Source organism: Candidatus Binatia bacterium (assembly GCA_036504975.1).
Taxonomy (GTDB): domain Bacteria; phylum Desulfobacterota; class Binatia; order UBA9968; family UBA9968; genus JAJPJQ01.
The window spans coordinates 19,331-37,478 of sequence record DASXUF010000077.1 but is presented as its reverse complement, the minus strand read 5'-3'; the positions used below and the strand labels follow the sequence as shown (position 1 = coordinate 37,478).

16 protein-coding genes are annotated in these 18,148 nt (G+C 58.1%); 7 read left to right on the top strand and 9 right to left on the bottom strand.

Annotated features, from left to right (window positions below; translation table 11 throughout):
- Window positions 1-101 precede the first annotated feature (101 nt).
- From VGL70_09990 to VGL70_09965, 6 genes are all read left to right on the top strand, one after another.
- Window positions 102-1,373 carry a hypothetical protein gene (locus tag VGL70_09990; protein ID HEY3303847.1) on the top strand — a complete coding sequence of 424 codons (1,272 nt, stop codon included), beginning with the start codon at window positions 102-104 and terminating at the stop codon, window positions 1,371-1,373.
- A 24-nt stretch (window positions 1,374-1,397) separates the two neighbouring features.
- A complete protein-coding gene (locus VGL70_09985; GenBank protein HEY3303846.1) occupies window positions 1,398-2,330 on the top strand; it encodes a metal ABC transporter substrate-binding protein in 933 nt (310 codons plus the stop codon).
- A 12-nt stretch (window positions 2,331-2,342) separates the two neighbouring features.
- Window positions 2,343-3,041, top strand: coding sequence for an ATP-binding cassette domain-containing protein (locus VGL70_09980; protein HEY3303845.1), 699 nt, complete (start codon window positions 2,343-2,345; stop codon window positions 3,039-3,041).
- On the top strand, window positions 3,041-4,486 hold the full coding sequence (locus VGL70_09975; GenBank protein HEY3303844.1) for a metal ABC transporter permease: 1,446 nt from the start codon (window positions 3,041-3,043) through the stop codon (window positions 4,484-4,486). The genes VGL70_09980 and VGL70_09975 overlap by 1 nt, the downstream gene beginning before the upstream one ends.
- 3 nt (window positions 4,487-4,489) lie before the next feature.
- Complete coding sequence (locus VGL70_09970; protein HEY3303843.1) at window positions 4,490-5,104, top strand: cation transporter; 615 nt, start codon at window positions 4,490-4,492, stop codon at window positions 5,102-5,104.
- Between the two features lie 63 nt (window positions 5,105-5,167).
- Window positions 5,168-6,037 carry a patatin-like phospholipase family protein gene (locus tag VGL70_09965; GenBank protein ID HEY3303842.1) on the top strand — a complete coding sequence of 290 codons (870 nt, stop codon included), beginning with the start codon at window positions 5,168-5,170 and terminating at the stop codon, window positions 6,035-6,037.
- Window positions 6,038-6,348: 311 nt separating this feature from the next.
- Here the strand turns inward: VGL70_09965 and VGL70_09960 are convergent, their stop codons facing one another.
- Window positions 6,349-7,686 (bottom strand): hemolysin family protein, encoded by a 1,338-nt coding sequence (locus tag VGL70_09960; protein ID HEY3303841.1) that lies wholly within the window; start codon window positions 7,684-7,686, stop codon window positions 6,349-6,351.
- A gap of 211 nt (window positions 7,687-7,897) precedes the next feature.
- Between VGL70_09960 and VGL70_09955 the strand changes: the two genes are divergently transcribed.
- Window positions 7,898-10,075, top strand: a complete 2,178-nt coding sequence (locus VGL70_09955; protein HEY3303840.1) for an ATP-dependent RecD-like DNA helicase — start codon at window positions 7,898-7,900, stop codon at window positions 10,073-10,075.
- A gap of 509 nt (window positions 10,076-10,584) precedes the next feature.
- Here the strand turns inward: VGL70_09955 and VGL70_09950 are convergent.
- From VGL70_09950 to VGL70_09915, 8 genes are all read right to left on the bottom strand, one after another.
- Window positions 10,585-10,914, bottom strand: coding sequence for a hypothetical protein (locus VGL70_09950; GenBank protein HEY3303839.1), 330 nt, complete (start codon window positions 10,912-10,914; stop codon window positions 10,585-10,587).
- Window positions 10,914-11,672, bottom strand: coding sequence for a TIGR04255 family protein (locus VGL70_09945; protein HEY3303838.1), 759 nt, complete (start codon window positions 11,670-11,672; stop codon window positions 10,914-10,916). The genes VGL70_09950 and VGL70_09945 overlap by 1 nt, the downstream gene beginning before the upstream one ends.
- 126 nt (window positions 11,673-11,798) lie before the next feature.
- The gene (locus VGL70_09940; protein ID HEY3303837.1) at window positions 11,799-12,437 is read right to left on the bottom strand and encodes a UPF0758 domain-containing protein; all 639 of its coding nucleotides are present in this window, start codon (window positions 12,435-12,437) and stop codon (window positions 11,799-11,801) included.
- 90 nt (window positions 12,438-12,527) lie between these two features.
- Window positions 12,528-13,760: a M24 family metallopeptidase gene (locus VGL70_09935; GenBank protein ID HEY3303836.1), complete on the bottom strand. Its 1,233-nt coding sequence runs from the start codon at window positions 13,758-13,760 to the stop codon at window positions 12,528-12,530.
- Window positions 13,757-14,332 carry a VOC family protein gene (locus tag VGL70_09930; protein HEY3303835.1) on the bottom strand — a complete coding sequence of 192 codons (576 nt, stop codon included), beginning with the start codon at window positions 14,330-14,332 and terminating at the stop codon, window positions 13,757-13,759. Before VGL70_09930 ends, VGL70_09935 begins: the two co-directional genes overlap by 4 nt.
- A gap of 14 nt (window positions 14,333-14,346) precedes the next feature.
- The gene (locus VGL70_09925) at window positions 14,347-15,468 is read right to left on the bottom strand and encodes an extracellular solute-binding protein (GenBank protein HEY3303834.1); all 1,122 of its coding nucleotides are present in this window, start codon (window positions 15,466-15,468) and stop codon (window positions 14,347-14,349) included.
- An 81-nt stretch (window positions 15,469-15,549) separates the two neighbouring features.
- Window positions 15,550-16,635: an amidohydrolase family protein gene (locus VGL70_09920; GenBank protein HEY3303833.1), complete on the bottom strand. Its 1,086-nt coding sequence runs from the start codon at window positions 16,633-16,635 to the stop codon at window positions 15,550-15,552.
- Window positions 16,636-16,700: 65 nt separating this feature from the next.
- Window positions 16,701-18,002: a metal ABC transporter permease gene (locus tag VGL70_09915; GenBank protein HEY3303832.1), complete on the bottom strand. Its 1,302-nt coding sequence runs from the start codon at window positions 18,000-18,002 to the stop codon at window positions 16,701-16,703.
- Window positions 18,003-18,148 lie beyond the last annotated feature (146 nt).

Below are 18,148 nucleotides of genomic sequence, written 5' to 3'. Positions count from 1 at the left end.
CCCCGTAGCATCTCTCTCTAATTTCTTTTTTTCATTTTAAAACCTGATTTCCCTCCCGTCATCGAGGGAGGGGTAGACCTTTACCTCGAGGAGGTAGATTTATGAGCTACTTTCGACACAAGGCGCGGATCGTTTCCGCGTGGGCGGTAGTGCTTTGCGTAAGTTTGCTTCCAAATCCCGTGCTAGCGCAGGAAGACGTAATTCAATTTCTCAAAAAGGCGCTTGCGGACGTGAATAAGAAGTTGGACAACGCGCTGCAGCGCATCGATCAATTGGAGAAGGAAAAAGTTGCAAGCGCGGAAGAAAAAGCCGCGGATTCGGCGCGTGTTGGAGAGGTCGAGAAATCAGTTCTTGCACTTCGGAGCGCGCCGTCGGCTTTGAATCCGGCCATCGGCCTGGTCCTGGACGCGACGGCCGAGCATAAGGCGAAAGACGGGGGCGACTTCAACTTTCGCGCCGCGGAACTCGGCTTGGCCGCTTCCATTGATCCGTATGCGCGGATGTATAGCTTCATCACCGGATCAAAGGAAGGTGTAGAAGTAGAGGAGGCGGCGGCGATTACGACTTCGCTGCCGTATAACCTGACGGCCAAAGGCGGGCGGTTCTTCGCCGATTTCGGCCGCTTCCCCAAAAACCATCCGCACGAGCTGCCGTTCGTCAACATGCCGCTGTCCATAGAGAGAATGGTCGGGGGCGAGAGCAAGGCGGACGGAATGGAAGTGAACTATCTTTTTCCTACGCCTTTCTTTCTCAGGGCGACCGTAGGCGGTTACAATAAGATCGGAGAGGAAAACGAGCGGATCGACGACAGCAAACCGAGAACGTGGAGTCGATTCACCTATCTAGGCCGGCTGCACACATACTTGGATCTCGCGGATAGCCACAGCATCGAAGTCGGTTCCAGCCTTGCCTTTACGCCTTCTGTGCGGCTCTCCGGTCCGGCCGAGGGCGGCAATCGAACGCTTAGCGGCATCGATCTGACCTATCGCTATCAGCCGTTGGCCAGCACCGTTTACCAGGGAGTAACGGTGGGATCGGAATTTTTCGCCAACAGCGAGCGCATCGCCTTCGACGCTATCGCCAAGCGTAGAAGTTCCTTTGGCGGATACAGCTACGCCGAGGTGAAGCTGAATAAAAGTTGGTCCGCGGGATTTCTCTTCGATCGCGCCCCGATCGTGGAAAGTCCCGGCAAGAAGACAAACAGCTATTCGCCGTTCATTACCTGGAACTTGAGCGAGTTCAACCGCCTGCGCTTTCAATACAGCTTCCTGGACGACCGCGTCCGCGAGGACAAAGGCGAGAGCGGCAACCAGTTCTTTCTCCAATGGACCACGGTCATCGGCGCCCATACCCATGGTTTCCGCGGCCGTTAAAAACGTGATGGAAGGAGTATGCATATGAAAATTTTACTCAGAAACAAAAGTTGGGCGGTCCTTTTTATCGTGCTTGCGTTGAGTTGGATTCAGACGGAAGCCGTCTTCGCCCAACAAATCCGCGTCGTGGCGACATGGCCCGCCTTGGCCGATATGACTAGACAGATCGGCAAAGATTTGGTCAATGTCGAGAATTTCGCAACCGGCGTCGAGGACCCGCATGGGGTTCCGATCAAGCCGAGCTTTGTCCCGAGATTGAATCGAGCCGATCTGCTCATCCTGATAGGCTTGAATGACGAGGACTCTTGGCTTCCGGCTCTGTTGGAGGTTGCCAGCAATCCGAAGATCCTGCCGGGACAGGCGGGCTACATCGATTGCTCCGCCGGTATCCGGGTATTGGAGCCGCCGGCTCGTCTGGACCGGGCCGAGGGCGACGTTCATCCGAGGGGCAACCCGCACTACCTCATGGACCCGGTCAAGGCCAAAATCGCGGCGCAGAACATCGCCGCCGGTTTGGCGCGCAATTTCCCGCAGCATCAGCAGGTTTTCGAAAAAAATCTCAAGGCCTATCTGGCCGAGTTAGACGGCAAGATCGCCCAGTGGGAGAAGATGGCGGCGCCTCTAAAAGGCGTAAAATTCGTGGAGTATCATCAGGAGTGGATCTATTTCGCCGATCGATTTGGCATGAAGCGAGCAGGAACGGTTGAGGTCAAGCCTGGAATTGAGCCGACGCCGAATCACATAGTCGGCCTGGTACAGCAGATTAAACAGGACAAAGTCCCGCTGCTGCTCTATGGTCCGCAAAATCCACGGCTGCCGCAGCAGATCGCCAATGAGACTGGAATCAAACTTTTACGCCTTTACAGCAGCGTTGGACCCCGTTCCGAGACCGATAGCTATATTAAATGGATTGATTATACTGTGCGGACGTTGGTCGAAGCCGTCGGAAAGGGCTGACAATAGGTGTAAATGGCGGATCAATTTGCGCGCGATCAAGGGAGCGATGCTCTCCCGCTTGTCGCTCTTAAATCTGTTAGTCTCGGATACGATTCGGCCCCGGTCGTGCAGGGCGTGGATTTATCGATTCACCCGCACGATCTCATCGGCTTCGCCGGGCCGAATGGTTCGGGGAAGACGACGATCCTGAGAGCCATCCTCGGATTTTTGCCGGTTCAGGCCGGAAGGATCGCGCGCCACTGCGCCCTTTCGGATTTCGGCTATGTGCCGCAGAGCACCGCGCTCGATCCGCAGTTTCCCTTGAGCGTGGACGAAGTCGTGGAGATGGGCGCTTACGGGCGCGTTCGGTCCTATCAATTGCTGCCGCACGAAGAGAAACAAAAGCGCCGCGAGGTCCTGGATCAAGTGGGCCTCAGGCATTTGGGCAAGAAGTCTTTTTTTTCCCTCTCCGGCGGGCAGAAGCAGCGCATCTTGATCGCCCGCGCTCTGATGGTCCAGCCGAAGATCATGATCTTGGACGAGCCGCTCTCCGGCGTCGACCGGGATTCCCAACGCGCGATCACCGAGCTTCTGGTAAAACTCAACCGGGAAAAAGGCCTCGCAATCTTTTTTTCCAGCCACGACCTCGAAATGGTCCGGACCGTCGCCGCAAAAATCCTCCGCATCGATAAAGGCAAGGTATGGTGGGAGAGAGGAGGACCGCTTTCGTAATGGATATCCTGCTGCAAATTTTCAGCCCGTCCTATCTTCTTTTCCCGGCGCTTCTCGGCAGCGCGATTCTGGGACTCGTCTGTCCGTTGGTGGGCGCGTATCTGATCCTGCGCCGGACGATTTTTCTCGGGCTCACGCTGCCGCAAGTCGCCGGCGCCGGTGTCGCTTTTGCATTTTGGCTGTCGCAGTCGAGTTTTCTTCCTTTCACCATGAGCGAGCGCGTCCTCGGCATGGCCGGATCGCTGCTGTTTACTTTTGCCGCCCTGCTTGTGCTCGCCTACCTCGAGCGCAAAGGAAAAGGAACGACTGAAGGCCGGCTTGCGGCTACCTACGCCCTGGCGGGCTCGTTGATTATCCTCTTTATCGTCTTCAATCCTGCGGGCGAGATGGAAATTTTGAGCTTGCTCAAAGGCGAAGTCATCTCGCTCTCGAAGAGCGAGCTGAAGCTCCTGATCGGGGTGTTCGGATTTATCCTCGCGGGCATGCTGCTTTTTCGCCGCGACTTTCTTTTGAGCTCGTTCGATCGCGACCTCGCCTTTTTGCTCAACCAGGGAAACACGCGGTGGGATTTTCTTTTTTATCTGTTTGCCGGTCTGACGATCGGCGTCGGAGTCATTATGGCGGGTCCGCTTCTGATCTTTGGGTTTCTAGTTCTTCCAGCGCTTGCGGCGAAACCTTTGGTCAGGGGAATGGTTTCGTTTCTTTGTCTCTCCTCCGGGTGCGGCGTGCTGATGGCTGTTTTCGGCTTTTATCTTTCCGTCAGGATGGATACTCCCTTGGGTCCGACCGACGTCGCCGTCGGCTGCGCGATGATATTTTTGTCGCGTCTGCTGCGGCTGGTCCCGGCAAAGCCGGCCGCCGCTGCCGCAGCCCTGTTTTGCGTGACGCTGGTTGTGACGGGCTGCGCCGCTAACGCGCCCAGGCCCTTTCCGGCGGACATCAAGGAATCGCCCTTGTGGCTGCCGAAGCCGAGAAACAGCACGAATCTCAATTTGACTTTGCCGTCAACCAATCCGCTGCGGTCGCTGGCCGAGATGGCGGGAAAAAACTCCCCCGAGGCGCGGGAGACCGTGATGGACCTGCTGCGCGAAGCGCTTCAAAAACAGTTGGCGCAGAGGGAATTTAAAATTTCCATGCCCGAGCAGACCGACAAGCGAATGGCGACTTTTTCCTTTTCCACCGACGCTGCGGTCGGCGCCGCGCGCCAGGCAAAACTCACCGGCGCGCTTTTCCTCGCGGAGATTCTGCGCTGGAATGTGGACTCGAAGCAGTTCGTCAGCGTCGTCGCCGATTTCAAGCTGGTGCGCATCGCCGACGGCGCGGTGCTCTGGGAGACGCGCTATCAACGCGCCGTCCCGACGCCGAGCGCGACGAACGTCGGTCAGGCCTCGATGGACGCGGTCAAAGAAATCGTGCGTGAGTTATTCGAATCTCCACGGGGCTGATCTGTGGCACACCGCCGTCCGCCGCTCGTTCGCGCCTTGGAGCTAAACACAGCCGTTCTTGTCGTAGAGATCGCGGCCGGGATTGGCGCCAACAGTTTCAGCTTGATCATGGACGGCGTCCATAATCTATCGGACGAGATCGCGCTCGTGCTTCTCGTCTTGGCTTATAGTCTCAGAACCGGCCTATCCGGGAGGCTGCTGCGCTATGCGAATCTTTTCAACTCGGTCGGACTTTTGGCGATCTCCGCCTTCCTTATTATACGTGTCGTCGAGCGTTTGTCCCACCCGGTGGAAGTCTTCGGAGCTGTGCCGGTCGTGGCGGGCTTGATCGGCGCCGCGGCGAACTGGGGCGTTGCTCAAGTGCTGCGAGTACCAAGCGAGGAAGACCCGGCGATTCGTCTGGCGTACGTTCACAATCTCGGCGATACTTTGGTTTCTCTCCTTCCCGTAGTCGCCGGAATTTTGGTATTCGCCTCCGGAAGTTCCATTTTCGATTCGCTTTTCGCTCTGCTCATCGCCGCCGTAATCGTCGTAACAACTCTCCGGGCCGTCGTGAGTTCTCACAGAGAGCTCCTTTGGCCGGAAAACGTTTCTTGCGGTCATATAGACTTTCCTTGAGGCGTTGCTCATCACCTTCCTCGTTGCGACTATAAATCGAATGCTGTTACAGTGACGCTTATCATGCGGCGCGCTCTTGTCCTTGCGTCTTTGATCTTTTTTCTCTCCGCCTGCGGGTCCGGGTCGGTCGCGAAGCTCATGCCGTGGGGCGACCGGCGGCCCAAAGTCGGGCTCGTGCTCGGCGGCGGCGGGGCGCGCGGCTTCGCCCACGTCGGAGTGATCCGCGCGCTCGAGAAGTCGAAAATTCAGATCGACCTCGTCGTCGGCGCAAACACGGGCAGTCTCATCGGCGCGATCTACGCGGACAAAAAGAGCGCTGCGGAGTTGGAAAGAATCGTTCTCAGTCTCGAAGAGCGCGACGTCTTCGATTACAACTTTATCAATCCGACGCAGGGATTCGCCCGCGGCGAGCGTCTGGAGGATTTCCTTTCCAAGCGGCTCGGCGCGAAGGAGATCGACCAGTTGAGGCCGCCTTTCGCGGCGGTCGCGACCGACATCCAGAACGGCGAGATCGTCGTCTTGACGTCAGGCTCGATCGCGCGCGCGGTGCGCGCGTCGAGCGCGATTCCGGGAATTTTCGTTCCGGTGAGCTATCAGGGAAAAATGCTCGTGGACGGCGGCGTGCTGAATAATTTACCGGTGGACGTCGCGCGCAAGATGGGCGCCGACGTGGTCATCGCGGTGGATCTCGGCGCCGGACCGAAGACGGCGCAGGTGATCAACCTTTTCGAGAACGTGGCCCAGAGTTTTTATCTGGCGGCGAGACAAAACGCGGAGGCAAAATTGAAACAGGCCGACGTGGTCATCCGGCCCAAAGTGACGGAGGCCGGTCTGCTCGATTTCAGCCGAAAGAAAGAGCTTTTAAATCTCGGCGCCGAAGCCGCGGAGCAGGCATTGCCGGAAATTCGCAAAAAGCTAGGCGTGAAACGCTAGCCGGGATTATCACTCTTGGCGCGCTTTGCGCCTCTTCGCAAGATGCCCTCTCCCTCGCCCTCTCCCGCTTGCGGGAGAGGGAAGGGGTGAGGGTCGCGCCAGCGAAGACTCAGAGTGTGTGAAAAAATTGCCGACCGCCCTTCGACGAGCTCAGGACGAACGGATAAGTGCTTGAATTTCCGTCTAAGCTATCCCGTTCGTGGTGAGCTTGTCGAACCATGAACTAATTTTTTCGCAACCTCTCAGCCTAAGGCTGATCAGCCATCTTCCTGGCTGAGCCAAGAACGCAAAGAATGCTTTCTTGAAGCCCCCTACGGTCTTTTTTGTTGCGCCTCCGGTTTCTTTTCGGTCGTCTCCAGCTTCACTTTGACCACGCGCCGGCCTTCCATATCGACGATCGTCAGCCGGTAGCCGTCGTGCTCGACGACCTCGCCGCCGCGCGGGATGCGCTTCAGCTTCGCCAGCACGAAGCCGGCGATGGTGAGATAATCCGGCGACTCTTCAAACGGCAGCCCGTAGTCCGCCTTCAAGTCCTTGAGCTGGGCCGAGCCCTGGATCACCATCGAGCCGTCGGGCAGGCGCTCGACCGGCCCGCGCTCTTCGCGGTCGTACTCGTCGCGGATCTCGCCGACGATCTCTTCCAGCAGATCCTCCAGCGTCACCAGCCCTTCGATCTCGCCGAACTCGTTGACGACCATGGCGATCGCGATTCTCCTCCGCTGGAGATCCTTGAGCAGTTGGCTGATCGGCAGCGAGCTCGGGACAAAGTAAGGCGGATGGAGATGGTCGCGCGCGCGGAACGCGCCCTTTTGCTGGAGCGCGCGCAGGACGTCTTTGTAGTAGAGGATGCCGACCACGCGGTCGAGCTCGCCCTCATAGACCGGAATGCGCGAGAAGCCGCTCTCCACGAAGCTCTTGAGGACTTCCTCGGACGTGGCGTTGACCTCGATGGCGTGGATCTCAGTCCGCGGGATCATGACCGCTTTGACGGGCGTATCGACGAATTCAAACACGCTGTGGATCAACTGCTTCTCGGTCTCGTCGAAGATTCCCCTCGCCGCCCCCTCGCGGATCAACGACTTCACCTCCTCTTCGGATATGAAGGCCGTGCCGCCGGCTTCCGTGCCGCCGAAGATCCGGAGGACGGCGTTGCTCGAGGCGGTGAGGATGCGCACGAAAAAGGAAGTCAGGCGGGAAAAAAAATCGATCGGCCGGGCGACGAGAAATGCGATCCGCTCGGGGTGGCGCAGCGCCAGAGACTTGGGCACCAGCTCGCCCAGGATCAAGGAAAAATAGGCGATGGGAAGAGTCACCACAACAATGGCGATCGATTCCGCCCATTTTTCGGCCAGCGTAAACGGAAGCGTCTGGATCGACGGCTTCAAAAATTCAATGGCGACCGCTCCGCCGATGGCGGAGGCCAGGGTTCCCATGATGACGCAACCGATTTGGACGGTGGCGAGAAAACGGTCCGGATCGTTCTTCAGCCGGGCCACGGCGATGGCCGAGCGCGCGCCCTTTTCTAGCAAGGTATCGATGCGGGTTTTGCGCGTGGCGATGATGGCGATCTCGGAGGCGGCGAAAAAGCCATTCCCCAAGATCAGGAAGAAAATCAGAGCGACCTCAAACCAAAAACCCTCGATAAACATAGCCGCGCCTCCTGTCCCTTACCCATCCAGGTTCTACTAAAGAAAGAATCATAGCCGTTTTTGGACCATTCAACAAAGGGAGGAAGTCCAGTAAGCAGTCGGCAGATGGCAGTAAGCAGCAAGAGATATTGGTATGCTGCCTACTGCATACTGCCTGATTGTCTCTTTCACCGCTTAGGCGCTTTGAAGTAGGATGTGACCGGGGGAAATCGTGGCTGAGACACTACGCGACAGGTCGCTGCTGCAAGGAACGATCACCCGAATCACGTACCAGGACGCCCAGGCGCCATATACCGTCGCGCGCCTGCAAGTCGACGGCGTCGAGCAGGTTACGGTCGTCGGCGGCATTTATCCCGTCAGCGAAGGCGAAGAGATCAAGGTCAGCGGGAGCTGGAAGACGCACCCGCGCTACGGCCTTCAGTTTCAGGCCGAGCGCTGGGAAAAAATCGAGCCCGCGACGCTCGAAGGAATCGAGAAGTATCTGGGATCGGGCCTCATCAAGGGCATCGGTCCGACCTACGCGCGCCGCCTGGTCTCGGCCTTCGGTCTCGACACGTTGAAGGTTCTATCGGAGGAGCCAGAGCGCGTCCGGGAAGTTTCCGGTATCGGCCGGATGCGCGCGCGGAAGATCGTCCAGGCTTGGCAGGATCAGCGCGGCATGCAGGATGTCATGGTCTTTCTCCAGGGGCACGGCGTCGGCAGCGCTCTCTCGCTCAGGATCTACCGCGCCTTCGGCGCCGAGACCGTCGCGAGAGTCAAAGAAAACCCGTACTGTCTCGCCGAAGAAGTCTACGGCGTCGGCTTTATCCTGGCCGACCGCATCGCCGCGACGCTCGGCATCAGCGGCGCCTTTCCACTCAGGGTTCAGGCCGGGCTGCTGCACGTGGCGAGAAAATTTTCCGACGACGGCCACTGCTACGTTCCACTCACGCCGTTCAAAGCCAACGCCGCGGCGCTGCTCGGCATCGATGAAGACGCCGTCGAGCCGGCGATCGGTAGGCTCGCGGCAGAAGGTAAACTCGTTTTGGAAAAAGGCGGCGACGATGGCGAGACCAGAGTCTATCCGCGTGAGCTTTACGATGCCGAACGGCGTGTCGCCGCGGCGCTCCGCCGCCTCCTCGCCACGCCCACGGGCTTAAGCAATAAAGCGCTAAAGGGTCGTGGCGACTTAACGCTTCAACTCGCCGGCTCCTCAAGTGTGCTGTTAGAGCCGGAGCAGCGCGAGGCGATCTCCCAGGCGCTGAAGCAAAAAGTATTGGTGATCACCGGCGGGCCGGGGACGGGAAAGACGACGCTCTTGATCGCTCTGCTAAAAATTCTTCAGCGCTCCGAAATCAGTTTCGCGCTGGCGGCGCCGACCGGCAGGGCGGCCAAGCGTATGGCGGAGCTTTCCGGCGAAGAGGCGCGAACGATCCACCGCCTGCTCGAATTCAATCCGCACGAGGGCGGATTCCAGCGCGGCGAGGACAATCCGATCGACGCGGATGTGATTATCATCGACGAGGCTTCGATGCTGGATCTGCCGCTGATGGATCACCTGCTGCAGGCGATTTCGCCCGCGAGCCATCTCATTCTAATCGGCGACGTCGATCAATTACCATCCGTCGGCCCGGGCAGCGTGCTGCGCGATTTGATCGGTTCCAAAGCCGTGCCGGTCGTCGTGCTGAGGCGCATCTTCCGCCAGGCCGGCGAGAGCCTGATCGTCCAGAACGCGCACCGGATTCTTCACGGCGAGCCGTTGATGCTCGAGCCGGAGCGCGGCAAACGGGACTTCGTTTTCGTCCCGCGCGAGCGCGAAGAGGAGGCGCTGGAGGTCATTCAGGAATTGGTAAAAGAGCGCATCCCGCGCCGGCTCGGCGCACAGGACGTCCAGCTTCTCACACCCATGCACCGCGGGCTCTTAGGCACGGTCCATCTCAACCGCGAGCTGCAGCGGCTGCTCAATCCCGACGGCAAGAGTATCGAGCGCGCCGGCATGCATTTTCGCGCCGGCGACCGGGTGATGCAGCTCCGGAACAACTACGACAAGGGAATCTTCAACGGTGATCTCGGAAAAATCGTCACGCTCGACGCCGAAGAGGGCGAGCTGGCCGTGGACTTCGACGGCAGGGTCGTTTCCTATGACCTGGAGGATCTCGACGAGATCAGCCTCGCCTACGCGACATCAATCCACAAGAGCCAGGGGAGCGAATATCCCGCGGTCGTGATCGCCCTCCACACCTCGCACTTCCCGATGCTCCACCGCAGCATCCTCTACACCGCCGTGACGCGGGGGAAAGAACTGGTCGTTCTCGTCGGCAGCAAGCGGGCGTTGGCGATGGCGATCAAGAACGTCCGCATCGAGCAAAGGTGCACGGGGCTGAAAGAGCGCTTGAAGGGTTACGCTTGAACGGTTTTGGCGCAGAGCGAGAAAAGAAAGACGGAAAGCAGCAGACGGAAAAAGCGAGGACCAGGCAAAGCAGTAGAAATGTTATCCCTGATCCTGAGTCGGAAATATGTTCAAGCGAAAGATCGTAAAGTCGCTGTCCAATGCAAAAGCATCCTGAATGCTCTGTCCTCGGCAGATCGCGAAGCTGGTGCAGTCTGTGAAGGAGAATTCTTGGTCATGATAACGTTCGAAAATCGTACGAGCCTCGAAGAAGTAGGGCTTATCGACCCACACAAGAGATATGAGACCCCTGTCAATCAGTTGAAAGAGCCTATTCAAGACTTGTAACGCTGAAGCATGGGACACCCGATTTAGAACCCTGGTAGTGAGCTCGTCCAGTACGTAGTCTGAGACGACAGGCTCGTAACCTCCCTGCCGGAACAGCTTTTCCCAAAACTGACTGCATACGGAGTGATTTTCGTCGCTTCGGTCGAAGACGGACAGTAAGCCACTAGTGTCCAGGAACACCTTCATGGGTTGCGGCTGTAGATCTGGTCGTGTTGTTCCGCGAAGTGTGGATCACCAGACTCAAATATCCCAATCAGACTTAGCCATAGCTCTTCGTCAGTAGGTCTCTTGATTACCCAGTCTGTTCGAGTAACGGGAAGAGGTGGTGTCTCCTCAAAGCCGAAGAGATCAATAAGCTCCGCAGTGTACGTGTCAAATGAAGAGGTGCTTCCAGTCACCGTCTGAAAAGATTTTACAGGTTCTCTGACGGAAACGGGCGGGTGAAGCCGGTCGTAGTACAGCAACTTCCCGTAATCTTCGAGCTTCCAATCGATACTTGGCAAGACAGCCATCACAGTCTTCCTCGTTGTGGTCCAATCGGCTTGAATGAGGCTACGGCTTTCTTGGTAACGCACGCGTGGAAAACGCTTTCTATGGTATCATGTGCGGTATCCATCCACTTTACCGGATCGGTTTCCTGGATCTCCTCTGGCTTAGTCAGAACATAATCAAGGTCCAACATCACGCTTGACTTCTCACGATGCTCCGCGGCTTTTGCAACGATCAGGATCAGGCGCTCTCTGGCTTTGTGATATGGAAACTCCAGTCGCAAGAGATAAGGGTCGGGATTTGTGCTTACCGCCGCCGGGATTTTAAATCCTACGTCCAGTACAGCGCTCAGATTTTGATCGTCCGATACGGGTAACCGATTAATATAACGAAGACCTAATTTTGCGAGCCCCTTTGGTTGAGCAACGGCTTTGTAATCGTTCAGGCGAGCCTCGACCTCATGCCGGAAGGTTGCGTAGTCGATATAGGGACGAAGTTGATTGATAGCTAACATGCCGTGCCCAATTTGGACTAGACGGTTCGCTATTGGATTACGGAAAACCGTACGCTCTTCCGTTACCATTTCTACTTCCGGTCCTCCTGCTTGTAGTCCGAATCCTCTTTTCACCTCGATTTCTGGATACTCAGTGCGTACCCGCTCGTAATAGCGCCCAGGGATGAGGACGGCCTGAACGCCGATTTTGACGAACCGAAATTCGCACACCGCTTCAATCAGTGGAGGCTTCTCGTACCTAATTTGCTCTGCCATTTGCGGCGCCATGATCTTTGTCTTTTACCCCTTGTGCGAAGTCCGGGTCAAGGAGGCAGAAAGGCGCTGGATCGGAATTTCATAAGAAAGCTATCGCAAGGCATACTGCGGTAGTCCCGGTAACGCGTCGTCTGGCAGTCATGAAATAGCGTGAGAAATCCGCTTAGCGATTTCCATAGCAGCGGTGATTCGAATGACTTTGACTGAATTTAAGCCTTTGATACTCAGAAACTTTCCCATGTCTTGTCCGAAGAGCCCTAGGAATGAACCAAACTTGGCGAGCAAGCTTTCAGCGATGACGCGTGGGGACCGCCCGCGGATTCCCGAGCCGATAATTTCTGCAAGCAGGTCAGCGTCAGTTGTTTCCTGAGGCGGTATCTCAGATTGCCCCATCGGTTGAGTGGATGCAAATAAGTTGCTTTCAGTTTGAGCTGGTGCTTGCGGCAATTTGGTACGTTTGCGGAGTCGGCGTCCGAGTTCGATGGCCGCAAGGATGCGACTTGCCTTTTTTCTCCCCAGTCCTGCAATTTTAGCAAGGTCGTCTATCGTTGCTGTTCTGTGGATGCCATACAATCCCACGTACTCATCGAGAACAGAGTTCGCGATGACAAGTGCAGACCGACCAGCGACTCCTGATCCAATTACAATTGCGAGCAACTCATCCTGCTTAAGCGTATGCGGTCCCAGTTCGACAAGTTTTCCACCCGGATGGTGCCAAGTCTGCTCTTTTTGAACTGAAGGTTCGGAGGCTGAACTCAGAGCTAGATTTCGAGTCACGTGACTATAGTATCTACGCTAGAAACAAAGGGCAAGAATTTTCTATAATCAAATTGGCCAGTTTCCGCCGAGAGCGTACTGTTCACAGCTTTAGGCGATAACGATATCGTGCTGTCTCTTTCCCAACCGGCGGGCGCCGCTCTCGGTGACGACTACGGTGTCGCCCCACGTTAATCGATACGTCCCATCGGTGGTAGTCACGGAAGGCTTGCAGATAAAGACCATGTTCTCGAGCAGCCGGACGCCGAGCTGACGCGGACTGCTGGTGCTGTGGATGACGATCGGGCCGTCGTCTCCCGCGCCGCGGCCGTGCATCGTCAGCGCCGCCGTGGCGCCCGCCGCGAGGCCGCTGTTCGGCGCCGCTTCCTCGCCGGCTCTCCTCGTGATCTCCCCCAGCTCCCCGGCGGTGGTTCCCGGCCTCATGCCGGCGCACACGCGATTGAAGACTACGCGCTGCACCTTGATGAGCTCTCGATACACCGGGTCGACTTCGGCGACGAAAACCGGCTGCACCCCCTGGGCCCGGTAGCCGATCCACGAGGCCTCCAGCTCGTTCATGATGATGTCGCCGCGCTCGAGGACGCGGAGGCTCGGGCGGGTGAGCGTGCGCGGCGGATTTTTTCCCGAGACCCAGTTGTAATGCACGGGAAACTCCGAGCCGTTCAGCATGAGGGCGTACATCGTCGCGGCCCAGACGTCCCAGTCCTTGACGCCGGGCCGGGCCGCCTCCGCCTCGGCTTCGTAAGCCAGCTCGATAATTTCCATCGACTTATTGAGAGCATCGATCTCCTCTGGGCTCTTCACGTAGCGGACATGATTTAAAATGGGCGTCGCGTCCACCAATTCGGCGTCGGGAAAGGCTTCGCGGATCTGCTTCCACACGCGGTAGAGAACCGTACCTTCAGGCGTCCGTGTGCCGTCGACTTCGCCCAGACCGGTGATCCCGATGCGTCGGTTTCCGAGCTTCAGCTCCTTGAGCCTTTCTACGACGACTTTCCCATAGCGTCGATTGGCCTCGCGCACGTCCCGGGTCCATTCCTGGACCGTGAGCCAGCGCAGCTTCGCGGAGGTGGCGATGGCCGTGACCTCGCCGTCCAGGGGGAAGACCGCGGCGACGTCCGCGTCGCCGCCGCCGCCGCAGTGGGTCAAGTAGCGTGAGTCGGCCTGAAAGTCGGTTGAGTTGCCGCTATTGTTGGGAGTGACGATGACATCGATGCCTTGCCGGGCCATAAGCTCACGGACCGCCTTCCACCGGCGGTCCCGCTCGGCCAGGGAAAAGCGCGGGTAAGGGTACATCTCCGCCATCGCGGACGCTCGAATCACACGCGGCGCTTGCGAGCGCGCTCCAACGAGGATTCGAAAAGACGATTGGCCTCCGCCTCCAGCTCGGGCGGCGGCCAGGCTTCTTTGTAGATCAACACCTGCTTATCATAGGGACCCGAATGGAGCTTCTCGGCGCCCGGATACTTGGGGCAATTCAGCTCCAGGTTATTTCCGTCCGGGTCGTTGAAGTAAATCTCTCCGCTACCGCTCTTGCCTCGGGTCATGGGGCCGAAGAACGGTACCCGCCACTTTTTAAGATGCGCCGCCCACTTGTCCATGTCCTCTGTGGGAATGTCCAATGCGAGGTGGGGATGGGACTGATCCCAGCCGGGCTGGCCGTAATCCTGCTCGAACAGATCGACTTCCAAGCCCGGGCAGACTCTTACCCCCACCTGGAGGGATCGAGATCGTCCCGCTTTTACGTTGTCGGGGGCCGACTCGTGGTGCACCTCCGCGCCGAGCGCGACCACGTAAAAGCGCGCCGCCTTGTACCGGTCCTTGACCGGGATCGTCAGGTGGCTCACCGACCGGATGTGAAGGGAAGCGTCGGGATTCAAATCGATTTCACTCATGGCCGTCCTCCTTATTATTTCTTCTGCGCTTCGTTTAAGGCCTTCTCGGCCAGGTCGATAATGGGCTTCATATTCATCAGCTCGGGGCGAGAGGTGATGAGATATTCGATCCCTTGAGCGCGCCTTTGCGGCGTGAAGACATCGTCCTTGGGAATATCTTCTCTCAGTGAGTCCGCTCCCGTGCCGCCGCCTCGGTCGTTGGTGGCTTTTTGAAAGGCGATCTGTCCCGCGCGGGAGAGCAGCCAGTTGAGCGCCAGCTTGGCGGCGTTGGGATGAGGCGTCTGACCGGGAAGGCTCACGGAGCCGTTCAGAGGATTGACAAACGCTCCCTCCTTGAAACTACCGGCATAAAATTCATGCACCGGCAGCCCGATGCCTTCCGCCGTGCCGATGCCGCGCCCGAAGAAGTTGAAGGCGAATTTCCCGGAGGCCAACCAGTCCACCATCTGAGAATCGTCCCGGCTCACGGTGACGTCCATCTCCGCATACAATTTCTTTATGTATTCCGCGCCGAGCTTCGGGTTATGGTAGATGAACGTCAGGCTCTGGCTGATCATTCCCGGCGTCCGGGGATGGAGGATCACCGCCTTCCCTTTCCACTTCGGGTTCAATACATCCCAAAAAGATTTAAACTCCTTGGGGTCCACCAGTTTCTTGTTGTAAGAGATCCCGCCGCCCTGAACGCTGCCCTCAAAGACGAAAATATACTGATTCTCGTGATCCACGTAGTGGTGTTTTCCACGCCACCATTTGGACTCGTCCAATACCTCCGGCAGGATGAGCGCGGGCGGGACCGGGTCCAATACCTTGTTGCGATAAAAGAGCTCATAGGCACTGTGGATGCCGCCCACGTAAATATCCGCGAGATATTTTCCGGCTCTTCTCTCATGCATCATTCGCGGAGCGATATCCGCGCCGCGGCCGACCACGAAGGAGAGCTTGATCTCGGGATACTCTTTCTGAAAGTACTTGAAGACTTCCTCAAAGATCGTCACGCCGTAGATGTTGAGCCGCCCTTCTTCCTTGGCGGCCTTCACGACTCTTTCCCACTCGTTCTTCCAGTTTGATTGTGCCGGGGAATCCTTGACAGGGACCAATAAAAGGATGAGGCCGTAGAGCAAGGCTAAGGCTCTCACCTTTCTGCGAAGGCAAACTCTCAGCAGGTATGACGGCGATGGCATCATCGCTACCGTTTGTTGGGCCGCTTTAGCCGACCGCTATTCCCGCGCTAAATTATAAAACCTCTGGCAGTTGCGGTAGAGCACGGCCGCCTTGTCTTCGGCGGTGAGCTCTTCGTTCTCCATGACTTCTTTAAGCTCGTGCTTGCAGAACTCGTTGTTCACCTCGTGGGGAAAGTCGGAGGAATAAATGAACGGGCCGTTGCCGACGCGCTTGATCGCGTGGGCCAGGTCCGGCTCGCTGCCCTCGCAGCCGACGAAGAGTCTCCCCGCCTTGATGTGGCGGATGATGTAATCGCTGACCCTTTCGCCTTTTTGAAGCTGTAAAAACTCGCCGCGCGGGTCGTGCTGGATGTGCGTCTCGTAGGAGCGGTCGAAGCGTTCCAAACACATGAGCAGCCACGCCACGCCGCCTTCCATGAAGCCGATCCTTACGTTGGGGAATTTATCGCAGATGCCGTTGAAGACGATGCCGGCGAAAGCGATCATGAGGCCGAAAGGATGGCCCATGGCGTGGACTGGCGCGTAGGGATTCAAGTCGTCCATGCCGAGGTTCTCGTGCGCGCCGCCGTGGATGCCGAGGCAGCAGCCGAGCCGGCTCGCCTCTTCGTAGATCGGCCAATACATCTTGTGGCCGAGATTGAATTGAAAACCCGTCGACGGCAGCATGGCGCCGCACATCCCCAGGTTCTTCACGATCCGGCGGAGCTCTTCGACGGCGACCTCCGGCTCCTGCAGCGGGATCAGGCCGACGCCCTTGAAGCGCGGGCTCAGCTGCAAATATTTCCGGTGCAGCCAGTCGTTGTAGGCGCGCGCCAGATCGATCGCCCAATCGCGGCTCACGACTTTTCCGTAAGCCAGGCCGCGCGTCGTGTAGAGCACAGTCGCCTCGATGCCGACGTCTTTTAAGAAATCCAGCCAGCCGTCGGGACCGACGCGCGCGAATGAGCCGGGCGGGAGATCGTGGAGATTGCAAGAATGGAGGTGGTCGAGCGGCGGAAAAGGATCGAAGAGACGGTTGCCGCCGTATTTGTCGCGATATCGCTGCGGCATCAAGTTGGAGATTTCCTCCATCTCTTCCACCACGTGACCGTCGCCGTCGATGACCATCATATCGTTCGCCATGGCATTACCTCCGAAGAAAGGTCTGCTACCCGAGACTAGTGGCTCGGGCGCCGCCGTGTCAAGCTTTAGCGGCCGGCGCGCCTGCGCCGGAGGCGGGCCAGAGCCGCGACCCCCGCCGCGCCGATCCCCAAGAGCGGAATCCCCAGCCAAAAGCGCTGGCGCTCCCTCGCTTGGCCGCGAAGATGGTCGAGCGTCAGCCGGTCCCCGGCGGTGATTTCGCTCCGGCCGGCGAGATACTGCCGCAGCCGCTCCTGTTTTTCCTCGGACATCTCGCGCGTGCCCCAGTGAACTTCTTGCTGCATGGCCCTGAGATTCTCGAGCTCGCTCAGCCCGCGCTCGACCGACTCTCGACTATCCTGGTAGGTTTCACGCTCGTCGGTGGTGAGAAATACAAGCTCAAGCGAGGGCGCTCGTTGTTCGAGCCAGTTAAGCCAGTGATGGTCCATCCTTGGAAAGAAGAGAAGCAACACGCCGGAGATGCCGAGCGCGCCGAAGACGGCGATGCCGATTCCGACGAGCGCGCGCGGACCTTCGGCTCTAAATTTTTGCACCAGAGAAATCAGGCCGAGCGAGGCGGCGATGGCCGCCATGACCGCGCCGAAAGTGGTCACCACGGTCGCGCCGGTGGGAAGATCCCACGCGGCGGAGGCGATGAGGCCGAGGATGCTGACGATGAAGCCGATCGTCCAGCCGAGAGCGAGCCGCCCGGCTACGGATCGGGACAGAAGAGCCGCGATGGCGGCGGGTACGATCAGATAGGAAAAAACCAGCAGCACTCCCGCGATCTGGACGGAGCTGGTGACGACAAGGCCAAAGGAAGCGTAGAAAACAAAATCCCACCCACGTATCCAACGTCCTTTGGCAAGAGCAACGTCGGGAGCAAAGGAAATTTCCAACAGCGGGCGGCGAATCGCCCAGTGCAGCGCGCCGACGATGCCGTACAAAAGGGCCAGACTACCGATCTCTCGTATACTAACGGTCAAGATGCTGCCGACTAAAAGCTGCTTGATGTGCTCGCTCCCTTGCGGCGCGCGATCGACGACCAGGACGGCAACCGCCGCCGACACGGCGTAGACGATGCCGATGATCGCCTCTTGCGGGATGGGCGCGCGATGAGTCCGGCTCATCGCGAAGAGAAGGCTACCCGCCATCGTGAACGCGAGAGCGTACCAGTAGGCGCCTTCGCTTTGGATCGGATGGCCGACGAGCAGCGCGATGGCGATGCCCAATGCCGCCATCTGGGCCAGCGCCAGATCGACAAAGATGACGCCGCGCGCGAGCACGTGCAGGCCCAGGTAGACGTGTATGCCCGTTAGGACCAGGCAGGCTAAAAACGGCAGCCAGAGAAATTCCAGCGGGAGAGTCATCGTGAGCTAGCGTCCCGTCCCGGAAATTCGCAACATAATTCGCAGTTCATTCCGCCCAAAATCTCCCCTTCCCCTCTTTTGCAAAGAGGGGTTAAAGCCCTACGGCGAAAATTCCCCCTTTGAAAAAGGGGGACACAGGGGGATTT

Excerpts from the sequence above, each read along its gene's own strand:
- VGL70_09945 (HEY3303838.1), bottom strand. The coding sequence starts at position 11,672 with ATGGCGCCGCAAATGGCAGAGCAAATTAGGTACGAGAAGCCTCCACTG.
- VGL70_09975 (HEY3303844.1), top strand. The coding sequence starts at position 3,041 with ATGGATATCCTGCTGCAAATTTTCAGCCCGTCCTATCTTCTTTTCCCG.
- VGL70_09950 (HEY3303839.1), bottom strand. The coding sequence starts at position 10,914 with ATGGCTGTCTTGCCAAGTATCGATTGGAAGCTCGAAGATTACGGGAAG.
- VGL70_09965 (HEY3303842.1), top strand. The coding sequence starts at position 5,168 with ATGCGGCGCGCTCTTGTCCTTGCGTCTTTGATCTTTTTTCTCTCCGCC.
- VGL70_09930 (HEY3303835.1), bottom strand. The coding sequence starts at position 14,332 with ATGAGTGAAATCGATTTGAATCCCGACGCTTCCCTTCACATCCGGTCG.
- VGL70_09990 (HEY3303847.1), top strand. The coding sequence starts at position 102 with ATGAGCTACTTTCGACACAAGGCGCGGATCGTTTCCGCGTGGGCGGTA.
- VGL70_09920 (HEY3303833.1), bottom strand. The coding sequence starts at position 16,635 with ATGGCGAACGATATGATGGTCATCGACGGCGACGGTCACGTGGTGGAA.
- VGL70_09980 (HEY3303845.1), top strand. The coding sequence starts at position 2,343 with ATGGCGGATCAATTTGCGCGCGATCAAGGGAGCGATGCTCTCCCGCTT.
- VGL70_09960 (HEY3303841.1), bottom strand. The coding sequence starts at position 7,686 with ATGTTTATCGAGGGTTTTTGGTTTGAGGTCGCTCTGATTTTCTTCCTG.
- VGL70_09985 (HEY3303846.1), top strand. The coding sequence starts at position 1,398 with ATGAAAATTTTACTCAGAAACAAAAGTTGGGCGGTCCTTTTTATCGTG.
- VGL70_09915 (HEY3303832.1), bottom strand. The coding sequence starts at position 18,002 with ATGACTCTCCCGCTGGAATTTCTCTGGCTGCCGTTTTTAGCCTGCCTG.